Raw genomic sequence first — 11818 nt, forward strand, 5'->3', positions numbered from 1 at the left:
CGTCGACCGCCTTCCTTCTGGCCGTTCGATCAGCACCTCCTGGCGGTGCTTGGACATGTCGATCGCTACCAGCACGGCGCCGGTGGGAGTAGAAAAGCGCTTGGTCATGGTTGGCCTCGCTCCAAAGTGTTGTCTCGACAACCTCACTTTAGAGACCTTCTGGCCGGCCATGACCGCCGTGACGGCGCGCTGCGCTACGCAAGGCTTCGCGCGCCGTCAGGCAACGGTCGAGCCTCTTCCCAATGTGCTACGGTCCCGAGTTCGTCGCCAAGGCGGTGCGGGAGGGGATCGTGGCGGTTGGAGCGAAGACGGCATTTATCGAACCTTGCAGTCCTTGGGAGAACGGCTATTGCGAGAGCTTTAACTCCAAGCTTCGCGACGAACTCCTGAACAGCGAGCTGTTCTACAGCCTCGCCGAGGCCCGGATCGTCATCGAGGGCTGGCGTCAGCATTACAATACCCGGCGCCCACACTCCTCGCTCGGCTACCGGCCGCCAGCACCAACCGCCGTGGCGTGGCCGGCTACGCAAACCCAACCCGCTTCGCCGGCCACCTCAAACGTGGCCGCCAAGCCCACCATGCATTAGATTAGAACCGGGCCACCTGATGGGGGCAGGCCACCGTCGCGGGCAATTGACGCGATTCGATACACTTCAGTTAGTTCAATTCGTCCTTATCGCCCCATCCCAATCTTACGCTATGCAACTCGATTTCTTCCCGAACAGCAGACAGGGCCATATGAATTGCCGCAAGTTCCCGTAACGCATCGGGAGTGGGTGGGGACACTTTCCCCGCTAGTGTTTCAATGAACTTGAGGCGCGCTGCTTCAAGGTTGGCCTGAAGATCGTGCACGGGATGGAGCTTTGTCATCGTGGCCACCCTATAACGGAGTACATGAGGGCGCGATTGGTCGCGCTGTTTGCATAAACTCTGGGCGTGGACCCGCTTCCTTATGGTTACGGTCTGCGCATCTTGCCCCAAGTCGCCATCCGGTGGAAGTGTCCGTTGCTGGCCGGTACCGTCGTCCAGGCTCGCCGAATTGGGTGGGCTAACAGACCCTCGGTGCGACCGGCTAGGACCGCCTTCTCGAAAATCCGAGCAGTTTAGTCGTACATCAGACGTGGCCGCTGGAGAACACCATCACCAAACCTCAGCGTTCGCTTCTCACAGTTGGGACAAAGATGAAGGCCGCTCGATAGCGTGTCCTTGTCCCATGACGCGACAGTACGGCCAGACACGTCGGATATTGCGGGATCGCCGTACTTCACAACCGCCTCTGATCCGCATCTGAGACAACGGTATGGCACGATCTGAAGGTTCACTGAGGTAAGGTCGACGCAGTTCGTGCAGTGGCACGGCCAATCGGGCGAAGCTATCAGTGTTTCCCTAGCGAGAGCTCATCGTCTGTCCTAGCCTCACCAGTAGTAGCTCTGGCGGTAATAGCCCCGATTCCAGCCGTAATAACGGGGGGGGGGCATAATAGGCTGGCCGCGCATAGTAATGACGCAGGCGGTAATAGACCCGCGGCCCATAATAGGCAGGGTAGCCATATCCGTAGGCCGGGTATACGTAGCAATACACCCGGCGATCTGCCGAGGGAGCTCGCTCAAGAGCGTGGGGCCAGGTCCCCCCATCCACATCCAGGACGGCAATCCACACTCAATCGAGCAGCCGAATGTCATTTTCCTGACGCTCTCGCAGGGCTACTGCCTTCGAGCGAGCGTCCGAAATCGTCAGAATCTCGAGCACCTGCGTATGGGTTTCGCGATAGACGCTGCGAAAGGCCATCCAAAAGGTCTTTCCGCCGATAGAGATTTTTCCGGTTGCGGTGACACTGGTGGCGCCGCTGAAGTTACTGACTATACTCGCGCCAACTTGGCTCGCCCCGATGCTTTCAAACGCATTTGATACGACGCGTCTCAGCGAATCTTCCAGCTCTGCGACCCGATACGGGGCCGGCAGCGTCGCTGTTGAAATGGTGACACGCTCAAATTCGTTGATACCTCGGCTTAACTGGATCATACGCACTGAGGCATTGCCAATCTGTATCGTCTCCTCACCTTTGGTGAAGGGCACATCCGAACTAACGGCGATCTTCATGTCGGCAAAGAACTCGCTGCGCGGCATGGTCTCGGACCATTCAAGCGTGAATAGGCGCTGAGCCCGGGCGACGACGCCTTCCAATCCTTCGAGAACCCGACTGGCCATCTGCTCGGTCACATGGACCGATTGGCCGCGGGTGTTGATGGCAGCGCCAGTGGCTGCGGCGCGTATAACACGGTCGCCGTTCTCAACCGCCGCCTGCAACTGAGTAGCTTGACGCAGTACGCCGGTGGGGGGCTGGAGAGCGGCCTGGCGCGCGACGGCATACCCAGGCGAAAGCACCTCACGATGGGCCCTTGCCGACGCCAGAGCGGAAGCCCAGATTTCCCTCTGATAGGTCAGGGATAGGTCGACAACTGTTTTGATGGTGGCAAGATCGGCTGCCGAAGGGGCCGCGATCTGATAAACTGGCTGCCAAAATTCCGTGTGCAATTCCTTGGTCAACATACCGCCGGTCGGGCTCATCACCTTCGCCAAGATCTCGTTCTGCCGAGGGGTGATGGCGCTTGAGTTTGGAGGTGCTGCGATTGGAGCCTGGGCGCTCGCTGTAGTGGATGCGATCAACAGCATAATGCCGGCTGACTTTGCTAATAATTCCAAACGCATCTAGGTCTCGTTCGTTCCAGGTGGCTGCGAAGGGGAAGAATCCATAGAAGGCAGGGGTAGTATGGGTAGTGGGGGCCTTTCGGCATGACTTGTCGAGGTATTTTTCGACCGCCAAGGAGGACACTCTAAACCAGTTCGTGGCAGGGGGGGGCCCGCGGGGGTGGTTCGCCAAGGACGAGGTTGACTACGAACTGAAGTAGGCGGCGAGCCGGTTCGTTGGGCGGAAACGGTAGCCGAAATCACACCTATCAGGCTTTACCGCGAGAAGGCCCCGGGGCCAGACGCGCAGCGCAAATTTGAAGCACCCCCCCGCCACGATAAGCGTATGTTGAAATTCGATTTGCATCTGTTCAAGGTCAGATGCCCCGGCGCCTTTGCTCTTGCCTTTTGATCGGTCTTAGCTGCGCAAGGGGGCCGGGGTCGGTTCTCGTCAAGGCGCCAATCAGTTATCGCGGTCATGCGAGCGTTAAACGGTCTTGGCTGTCGGCGCGCACGCGCCTCTTCCCCCCTCACTCAGTTTCGCCGTTCTTCACGTCTCGTTGTGCGACCGGTACGGCGCTCAGTGCGTCGATCGTCACGTCCGCTACGCCGATCCTGACGTCGGTCCATACCGGTGGTCTGCGCCTGAGAATTTGATACTTTTAAAACCGAGACGGCCCCAGCAAGGGCCAGTGCGGCCGCCGACCACAAGAAGGATAGGCCGCGTCGACGAGTAATCCCTTCCGAAATGAATATTTCGCTCATGTCAGAACTCCTTAGGTTCAATGAACCGTTCTTGCTGACCCCCCGTCCCTCCAGAAAGACGTCTCGAAGCAAGCTCACCTGCGACCGCGAACCATGGTGAGACAACTGTCCGCGTCATTCATGGAACGCGGTTTATGAACCCCAGAAATGCCTCCTACAAGGGTATTCGTAAAACTCGCGGCGCCCCTTATCACGCTATGGGTAATGTTCGCGGCCCGAATACTCAACGGAGAGGTTCGACCGATCGTTGACGTCTAAGGTCCCAACCCAAAAAGAGTTGAGCGGTTTCAGTAGGTTGTGATTCCGTCAGGTTGAGAGACTTGATGGAGCCGAGGGGCCGAGGGGCGCTGGACCGAAACCGCTCGGCGCGCGGAGTTGATGAAGCGGGCAAATCGAGAAAGAGTGACTGCCACCTATCGCAAAGCTGCAAACGAACCAAAAAGGGGTTGAAGGATGCAGTCCGAGCTGTCTGATAGCACCGATCTGGTGGCGGTTTCCGCCGCGCTCGTCGCAGCCTATGTCTCCAACAACTCCGTACCGAGCGCCGAGCTGCCGAAACTGATTGATGATATCCACGCTGCCCTCCGCTCGCTGGGGGCACCGGTGTCGATTGAGCCGGAGAAGAAACCGGAACCCGCGGTATCGGTCCGCAAATCGATCAGGGCGGATTTCATCATATGCCTGGAGGACGGCAAGAAGTTCAAATCGCTGAAGCGGCATATCCGGACGCGGTATGGTTTGACGCCCGCCGAGTACCGTCAGAAATGGAACCTTCCGGCGGACTACCCCATGGTCGCGCCGAGCTATGCGGAATCGCGATCGGCCCTGGCGAAGGCGTCCGGCCTTGGTCAGTCGCGCAAGGCTGCCGCGTCTGCGCCTGAACCAATCGTCGAGGCTGCGTCTGCGGTCGCGGATAAGCCAAAACGCGCCTCGCGCATCAAGGCAAGCGCACCCACCGCGGGCCTGGCCGCGCCGGAGAGTATCCAGACGAAGCACGCCCCACACAAGGCGAAACCTGTTGGCGAGCCAGTGGTGGAACCGTCCGCAAGACCGAAGAGGGCGCGCAAGACCGCCGTAATCAGCGGCTCATGAGGCGCGAGGCAGCGGGAGACATTAGCACCCTGACGAAAATCACATTCCCTCAGCGAAAATGTTCGCTCGCTTGTCTCGTTGCCCTCGGGTCAATCGATGATGTGATACCCGCCGTCGATATAGAGCACCTGGCCAGTGATGAGCCGGGCCGCATCGTGCGCGAGAAACGCGGTGGCGGCCCCAACATCGTCGATCGCGACGAGTTCGCGGGCCGGCGATTTCCGCTTGGCCTTCTCCAGTAGGGAATCGAATTCCGGAATGCCCGAGGCGGCGCGCGTCGCCAGCGGACCCGGCGAAATCGCGTGGACACGAATGCCCTTCGGGCCCAGTTCGGCGGCCATATAGCGCACCGCAGACTCCAGGGCAGCCTTCGCCACGCCCATGATGTTATAGTTCTCCACCACCATCTGCGATCCGTAATAGGTCATGGTGAAGAGGGTGCCGCCGTTCTTCATGAGCGGCTCCGCGAGCTGCGCCATGCGGATGAACGACCAACAGGAGATCTCCATCGTTTTCGAAAAGCCCTCGAGGGGAGCGTCCGTCACGCGTCCCGCCAGCGTGTCGCGCGGCGCGAAGGCGATGGAGTGGACAACGAAATCGAGCTCGCCCCAGGTCTCGGTGATGCGCGCGAAGACGGCCTCGATCTGCCCCGGCGCCGCAACGTCCAGCGGCAGTACTATCTGCGCTTCCAGCTCCCGGGCGAGCGGCTCGACATAGGGGCGCGCCTTCTCATTGAGGTAGGTCACGGCCAGATCGGCGCCGAAGGCGCGGAAGGCCTTGGCGCAGCCCCAGGCGATGGACTGATCGTTGGCGATTCCGACGATGAGGCCCTTCTTGCCCTCCAGCAGCTTCGCTTTAACGGCGGGAATGGTCATGGCAGCCTCGCGGTTCACTGGGGGATGTCGAACAGGCGGATGGTGTGGCGTGCGATCATCAACTCCTCGTCGGTCGGAATGACGTGGAGGCCGACGCGACTGCTGGGCGCCGAGATCGATGATCCGCCTGCGGCATTGGCGGCTGGATCGAGCTCGGCGCCGAGCCAGGCGATGCGGCGGATGATGCGCTCACGCAGCTCCGGCGCGTTCTCGCCGATGCCGGCCGTGAAGACCAGGGCGTCGATGCCGCCGAGCGCCGCCGTCAGCGAGCCGATGCTGAGCGCGGAGCGATAGACGAAATGGTCGATCGCGAAGGCGGCGCGCGGGTCGTCGCTTCCGAGCAGATCGCGCATGTCGCTAGAGATGCCGGACAATCCCTTGAGACCGGCCTCATGGTAAAGCAGCTTGGACACCGCCTCGGCCGATAGCCCCTTCTGCATGATCAGATGCAGCACGACGCCCGGGTCGAGCTGCCCGGGGCGGGTTCCCATCGGCAGCCCGTCCAGCGCCGTGAACCCCATCGTGCTTTCGACGCTGCGCCCGTCCAGAAGAGCGCACATCGAGGCCCCGCTGCCGAGATGGGCGATTATCACCCGCCCGGCTGCATGCTCCGGAAACGTCTCGCGCAGGCGCTCCGAGACATACTCGTATGACAGGCCATGGAAGCCGTAGCGCCGTATCCCGTCCCGGTGGAGCGCCAGCGGCAGGGCGTAGCAATCGGCCTGCGCCGGATGGTCGCGATGGAAGGCCGTGTCGAAGCAGGCGATCTGCGGCACGTCCGGATTGATCTCCATGGCGAGCCGGATCGGCAGCAGATTGTTCGGCTGGTGCAACGGAGCCAATTCCGCATAGGTCGCCAGCTTGTCGAGAAGCGCGTGGTCGATCACGGTCGGAGCGGCGTAATCGGGACCGCCATGCACGACGCGGTGCCCTATCGCCATCAAGCGAAACCCCTCCAGACTGCGCAACCAGGTCCGGGTCTTCTGGATCGCGCACGGGAGGTCCGGCACCTCCTCGCGCTGGAAGGTGACATCGACGAGCGACGCCCCGTTGGCATCGGAGGCGCGTAGGCGCGGCCGATGCCCGATGCCGTCGAGCTGCCCCCGCACCTGCCGCGTCAGCTCGGAGCGGGAAACGGTGAAGATCTGGAACTTGAGGCTCGATGAGCCGGCGTTCACGACCAGGATCGCGTCCATGCGCCTAGACCGCCGCCGCGGAGGCGGCATGCCGCCGAGCGGCTGCGTAGAGCGCGGCGACGGCGCAGGAGGCCAGGCGCGCCCGGACAGAATCTGCGCGCGAGGTCAGGATGATGGGCACGCGCGCACCCAGGACGATGCCCGCCGCATCGGCGCGCGAGAGGAAGGTCAGATTCTTGGCGAGCATGTTCCCGGCCTCGAGATCGGGAACGACGAGGATCTGCGCGTGACCAGCGACGGGCGAAACGATGCCCTTGATGGCAGCGGCCTCCGGGGAAATGGCGTTGTCGAAGGCGAGCGGGCCATCGACCAGCGCGCCGGTGATCTGGCCACGATCGGCCATCTTGCATAAAGCCGCCGCTTCCAGAGTGGTCGGGATTTTGGTGGTCACTGTCTCGACGGCCGAGAGGATCGCGACGCGAGGGACACCGAGGCCGATGCCGGCCCAGAGGTCGACCGCGTTCTGCACGATGTCGCGCTTGGCATCGAGATCCGGAAAGATGTTGATCGCGGCGTCGGTGATGAACAGCGTCTCGGAATGGCCCGGCACGTCCATGATGAAGACGTGGCTGATGCGCCGCTCCGTGCGCAGCCCGGTGGCTCCCGCCGCAACCTCGCGCATCAATTCATCGGTATGGAGACTGCCCTTCATCAGCAGCTCGCCGCGCCCTTCTCGCACGAGTTTCACGGCTTCGGCCGCGGACGCATGGCTATGCGGCATGTCGACGATCTCCACGGCACCGAGGTCCAGCCCCTGGGCCTGCGCGACATCGCGGATCCTGTGCTGCGGTCCGACCAGAATTGGCACGATCAGCCCCTCGTCGCGCGCCTCCAGAGCGCCCTGCAGGGAGGCTGCGTCGCAAGGGTGAGCGACAATCGTCAGCGCCGGCGCACCGCTGCGGGCCGCCGCGATCAGCCTGTCATATTTGGAGGTGGGCGGCGTCTCAGCCCCCCCCAGCGTCTTGTCGCCCGCCGAGCGCATCGCTAGGCCCTCCGTCTTGCGGCGATGGGGAGGTTGCCGGGGGGATTCGCGCCCAGTGGCGGTGCAGCCTCGAACTGGGCTCTGATCTCTTCGAGCCGACCGGCGGCCTCTCCCGAAAGGGCGCCACGCGCCGTCGATACTTGCTCGACCAGCGCGAATGCGGCGTCTCTAGCCTCATGATCTGGCGGCAGCAGATCAGGCAGCGTCCGCAGCGCCTCGGACTGGTCGATCAGCAGCATGAAGAACTGCTCACGGGTCAGCGACTTGAACTCGCTCAGCGTCATGCGCCGGGCCTGTTCGCCCTGCTTGCGCAAGCGTCGGATCGCTTCGAAGCTCCTCTCATCGACGCCTTCCCGCGCCATGCCGACATAGAGAAGCGCCCGCACGCAGGCGTGCAGCAGCCCGCCGCGTCCAAAGCCGCCGCGCAGTTCACCGATCCGCTTCTGGACGAACTCGTCATGGAGCTTGCTCCTGGCGGCGCTCCGTGGGCGGTACGGTGAACTCGGGTCAATTCCCACGGCGGATTGCAACAGGGGCGAGCCGTAGACGGCGCGGAAAGTCTGCTCCGACATGGTCTCGGCCAGCTGGCGCCAGCCATCGAGGGCGTTGACGATGTGATCCGAGACCATGTCCTGCGCCTTCAGGAAGATGTTGTCAGCGGCGGCCGGCTGGCGCTCCTCGCGCACCTGGTTCGCTGTCGGTTCAAGCCAGGAGAGAAACGGGTTTCGCGAGCCAAACAGCTCGTATTGCAGCCGCAACGGATGCAGGTTGCGCATGGCCTCGGCGGCGATAGGGTTGGCGGCTGCCTTTATCCAGGGCTGGACCAGAGCGCGGTAGAGTGAGAGGTTGGTCTCGGACACGCGCGCGGCCGTCGCGAAGCGGCGCTCATCGTCGAGATCGTTGCCGCCGAGCGCCCGGATGTCGTCGAGCGTGCGCGCCTCGCAGCGCATCACCCAGTCACCGGTCACCAGGTCTGGGTTGGCATCGGCCTCGGCCTTCGATTCGAAGGTTGCCTCGTAGAGGCCGGGCGGCAGCACGTCGATGATATCGATATTGGAGGCGAATTCGTCGTGTTCCTTCCGGGCCACGCCCGCCGATACGAAGATGCCGAGGTGCCCGATCCTGTCATGGACGGCGTAGACGATCGTCTGGCCGTAGGAGCGTATCTCGTCGACGCTGTCGTAGAGATCGAGTATCCAGTCGAGCGCTTGCTGAGGCGGGGTGATATTGTCGCCCTTCGAGCAGAAAACCACGATCGGCGAGCGGATATTGCGAAGGTCGATCGACGTACCGTCCGCGGTGCGGATGTCGCCGCAGGCCAATTTATTGCCGATGAAGAGCTCGTCAACGATGAACTGGATTTCCTCCGCGTTCAGCGTGACATGCCCGCCCCACCATTTTTCGAAGCCCAGGTACCGCTCGACCTCCGTGTCGATCTTCGAATAGAGGTTGTAGTGCTTGGTCCAGAGCGTGTTCGCCGGGTTCTGGTTCTCGAAATTCTGGACCAGCCACGCTCCGTCGAACGTTCCCGCACCGGCATCGCCGGTGAGGGCCGTCAGCCAGCTCCCCCCTAGCAGGCCGCCGGAATACCGCATCGGGTTCTGGCCCTTTACCCCGGCCCAGTACGACAGGGGCGAGCCCGCGAGGATGATCGGCCCGAACAGTTCGGGCCGGATCGCCGCAAGCATCGTGACGGCCCAGCCAGCCTGGCAATTCCCGATAACGCACGGCTTGCCTTCGGCCTTGGGATGGCGGGAGATAACGCGTTCGAGGAAGACGGCTTCGGCGTGCGCGACGTCTTGGATCGTCTGACCGGGCATGGCATCGGGCAGAAAGCCGATGAAATAGCAGGGGTGCCCGGCCGCCATAGCCACCCCGATCTCGCTGTCGGCCTTGAAGCCACCGATACCAGGGCCGTGCCCAGCTCGCGGATCGACGATGACGAAGGGGCGCTTGCTCTCATCAACGACGACGCTTGGCGGTGGCAGGATGAGCGCCAGGATGTAGTTCACCGGCCTGGGAAGCTCGCGCCCGTCGCAGACGAGATCGGCGTCATAGTCGAGCACGTGCGGCGCGCTCTGCGCGATATGTTCCTCGTATTGGAGCCCGCGCCGCCTCATCGTGTCGAGGAACAGGATCCAACGCTGCCCCGCATCGATTGTATAAGCCGCAGCATCGGTTACGAAATTTGACGTATTAAAAAGCATAACCCGCACTCCGAAACGTCCAAGGTCAGTTCGAAAAACCGCGCATCGTCATGCCATAATCCGAATTATGACTTTTCGGCATGCTTAGATTGAGATCAAATTGACGTATGATGAGCCTTGTACGCCGCTAATTGCCTCTGGTCCAGAGGGAGATCCACGGCCGTCTTCGATAAGACCGCGCTTCGCACTCGACTGCATCAATTTCTTCATTGTGACTGTCATCAATCCTTCAAATTTTGCTCGTGCCGCCTTGAATAGCGCTCGTAGCAATATCCATACCGATATGCCGCGCTGTCCCCGAGGAATTCGAGGAAGGCATCAAGGCCACCTGACATGAGCCGACCCAAGGGCGACGTCACGCCTCGCATTATCGACGGCTTCCACCCGCATCAGGCGCAGATCTCGATGCCCGGAACGGGGCTGGGGCGCTCGCTGGATACGATGTTGGCATGGTCTCGTGGCCGCAATTGGCGGACGCGTCCGTTCTCCGCGAGTGCCTACAAGTTCGCGACCGCGCAAAGCGCTCGTGAAACCGGGCGCGGCAGGAAATGCGAGAGCCCGCGCCATGCTGACGCGCGATGAAATCTGGACCTTGCACCTGTTTCGTCCAGACACCGGCCGCGTCGATTTGCGGCCGAGAAAGTCGCGCGAGGAACCGATTCGCAAGGGTCTGATCGAATGGACGCCCGCGCCAGCGTGGGCGGGCATTAACACCTACGCGCTGACTGCGCGCGGGCGGGCGGGCATGGGCATGCTGCCGACGGCGCCGGATTGATCAGTTGCGGGGATACGAGGGAAGCAGCCGCGTTGAAGGGCCCGATCGAACGACAGCTTTCCGACCCAAATCGGACGGCCAGAATCGACCACCCATCTGAGCCATTTGAAGATCGGTCTCTGGCGACCGGAGCCGATCCAATCCTCGACGTTGACTGCGTCCGCCTTCGGGCCAACCCGGACTTCCGTTCGCCTCAGCCTCAGCCTTATTCTCTCAGGAAGTATCCACTATTGGCCCCAGAGTTGACTTAGTGGCGGTGCGGCCTGCCGTCCGGACGGAGCCAGCGGCCTGCTGGACCGCGCTCCTATTTGAGCAGCATTGGGAGGACGACAAGTGCCGCAAGAGCAAGCACGACCGCGATGCGCAGCCAGACATCTCTGAGATGATTCCTCGCAAGCATATGACGCTCCCTTAACGCTACGACAGAACTCACATGTTGAACCCGTCTCTGACCTGCATCCCAGTAATGGAGTCAGCCAAGTCTTAATGTCATCAAGGACCTACCCTTGCGCGGCGCAAGCCGCCCTGCGGCGCCCGGTTCGTGGCCGCTGTCACGGCTTCGTCAGCGAGCGCAGTTGTCCCGGTTGGCTGATTAGGGCTGCTGCGAAGCCGCAGTACGACGCGATCACTCCCGTTGATAATCACTGATGTCTGGAACGCGTGTGGGTGCGCGACGGCGGTGAGCCGTCGCGCAATCCATTAGCCCTTCGTGACGATGGGCGTCGCAACCGGCGGGGGCGCCTTGCCCTTGCCCTTGCCAAACCCAACGCAACCGCCAGCAGCAAGCAAAGCGATCGATACAATAACAATAGCCGACTTCGTCATCTGTTGACCCTCGAATACCGTTGTCGCGTTTTTGGTAGAAACTGCGCCGCAACAACGTTTGGTTAAAACAGCGGGCGATCTTCGTGCGCTAATCGCCGCTGCAGCGGCCTCCGGCTGTTTGGCTTGTCCAACAGGCCGGAGGAATTCCATTCGCCGCGCGTCAGAACTTGTAGTTCACGCCGACGCGCACGAGTCCGGCGCCGCCGCCGCCATTGCTGACCGCGGTATAGGTTCCGGCCGGCAGCACGCCGCCCGCGGGGTTTTCGAAGACCTGGGCCCTCCTGCCCTCGCCGGTATCGACGTAGAGACCTTCGAGCTTGACCGTCCAGTTATTGGTGAAGGCGTATTCGACACCGCCGCCGATGGTCCAGCCGGCATTGCTCGTCGTGTTGCCGGTCAGCGGGTTGGTGTTC

General features: G+C 62.1%; 9 protein-coding genes and 1 pseudogene. 3 read left to right on the forward strand and 7 right to left on the reverse strand.

Translation table 11 applies throughout. From position 1 onward, the window contains the following. Positions 1-251: 251 nt before the first annotated feature. Positions 252-587: pseudogene (locus AC1DW9_RS35180) on the forward strand (integrase core domain-containing protein); the annotation flags it as partial. Between the two features lie 70 nt (positions 588-657). Here AC1DW9_RS35180 and AC1DW9_RS35185 read toward each other — a convergent pair. Continuing rightward, on the reverse strand, positions 658-870 hold the full coding sequence (locus AC1DW9_RS35185) for a hypothetical protein (RefSeq protein WP_476770527.1): 213 nt from the start codon (positions 868-870) through the stop codon (positions 658-660). A 789-nt stretch (positions 871-1659) separates the two neighbouring features. Further along, positions 1660-2709, reverse strand: coding sequence for a hypothetical protein (locus AC1DW9_RS35190; RefSeq protein WP_441509044.1), 1050 nt, complete (start codon positions 2707-2709; stop codon positions 1660-1662). 1197 nt (positions 2710-3906) lie between these two features. Here AC1DW9_RS35190 and AC1DW9_RS35195 point away from each other — a divergent pair. After that, positions 3907-4545, forward strand: a complete 639-nt coding sequence (locus tag AC1DW9_RS35195) for a Ros/MucR family transcriptional regulator (RefSeq protein ID WP_476777446.1) — start codon at positions 3907-3909, stop codon at positions 4543-4545. Positions 4546-4634: 89 nt separating this feature from the next. Here the strand turns inward: AC1DW9_RS35195 and fabI are convergent, their stop codons facing one another. From fabI to AC1DW9_RS35215, 4 genes are read right to left on the reverse strand one after another with little or no spacing between them, the layout of a single operon-like run. Continuing rightward, entirely contained in the window at positions 4635-5420 is a 786-nt protein-coding gene (fabI, locus tag AC1DW9_RS35200) for an enoyl-ACP reductase FabI (RefSeq protein ID WP_441509042.1), read from the reverse strand. Between the two features lie 14 nt (positions 5421-5434). Next, a complete protein-coding gene (locus AC1DW9_RS35205) occupies positions 5435-6616 on the reverse strand; it encodes an acetate/propionate family kinase (RefSeq protein WP_441509041.1) in 1182 nt (393 codons plus the stop codon). Positions 6617-6620: 4 nt separating this feature from the next. Next, entirely contained in the window at positions 6621-7598 is a 978-nt protein-coding gene (locus tag AC1DW9_RS35210) for a phosphate acetyltransferase (protein ID WP_476777448.1), read from the reverse strand. 2 nt (positions 7599-7600) lie between these two features. Beyond that, positions 7601-9805 carry a DUF3141 domain-containing protein gene (locus tag AC1DW9_RS35215; RefSeq protein WP_476777449.1) on the reverse strand — a complete coding sequence of 735 codons (2205 nt, stop codon included), beginning with the start codon at positions 9803-9805 and terminating at the stop codon, positions 7601-7603. Positions 9806-10370: 565 nt separating this feature from the next. Between AC1DW9_RS35215 and AC1DW9_RS35220 the strand changes: the two genes are divergently transcribed. After that, the gene (locus AC1DW9_RS35220; RefSeq protein WP_441509038.1) at positions 10371-10580 is read left to right on the forward strand and encodes a hypothetical protein; all 210 of its coding nucleotides are present in this window, start codon (positions 10371-10373) and stop codon (positions 10578-10580) included. A gap of 985 nt (positions 10581-11565) precedes the next feature. Here the strand turns inward: AC1DW9_RS35220 and AC1DW9_RS35225 are convergent. Further along, the coding region (locus AC1DW9_RS35225; protein ID WP_476855344.1) for an outer membrane protein at positions 11566-11818 on the reverse strand (253 nt) is incomplete at its 5' end.

This window comes from Allobosea sp. P4_E12 (assembly GCF_056401655.1).

Bases quoted from the DNA above. Each gene is read 5' to 3' on its own strand.
- AC1DW9_RS35215 (WP_476777449.1), bottom strand. From the start codon at position 9,805: ATGCTTTTTAATACGTCAAATTTCGTAACCGATGCTGCGGCTTATACA.
- fabI (WP_441509042.1), bottom strand. From the start codon at position 5,420: ATGACCATTCCCGCCGTTAAAGCGAAGCTGCTGGAGGGCAAGAAGGGC.
- AC1DW9_RS35190 (WP_441509044.1), bottom strand. From the start codon at position 2,709: ATGCGTTTGGAATTATTAGCAAAGTCAGCCGGCATTATGCTGTTGATC.
- AC1DW9_RS35220 (WP_441509038.1), top strand. From the start codon at position 10,371: ATGCTGACGCGCGATGAAATCTGGACCTTGCACCTGTTTCGTCCAGAC.
- AC1DW9_RS35185 (WP_476770527.1), bottom strand. From the start codon at position 870: ATGACAAAGCTCCATCCCGTGCACGATCTTCAGGCCAACCTTGAAGCA.
- AC1DW9_RS35210 (WP_476777448.1), bottom strand. From the start codon at position 7,598: ATGCGCTCGGCGGGCGACAAGACGCTGGGGGGGGCTGAGACGCCGCCC.
- AC1DW9_RS35205 (WP_441509041.1), bottom strand. From the start codon at position 6,616: ATGGACGCGATCCTGGTCGTGAACGCCGGCTCATCGAGCCTCAAGTTC.
- AC1DW9_RS35195 (WP_476777446.1), top strand. From the start codon at position 3,907: ATGCAGTCCGAGCTGTCTGATAGCACCGATCTGGTGGCGGTTTCCGCC.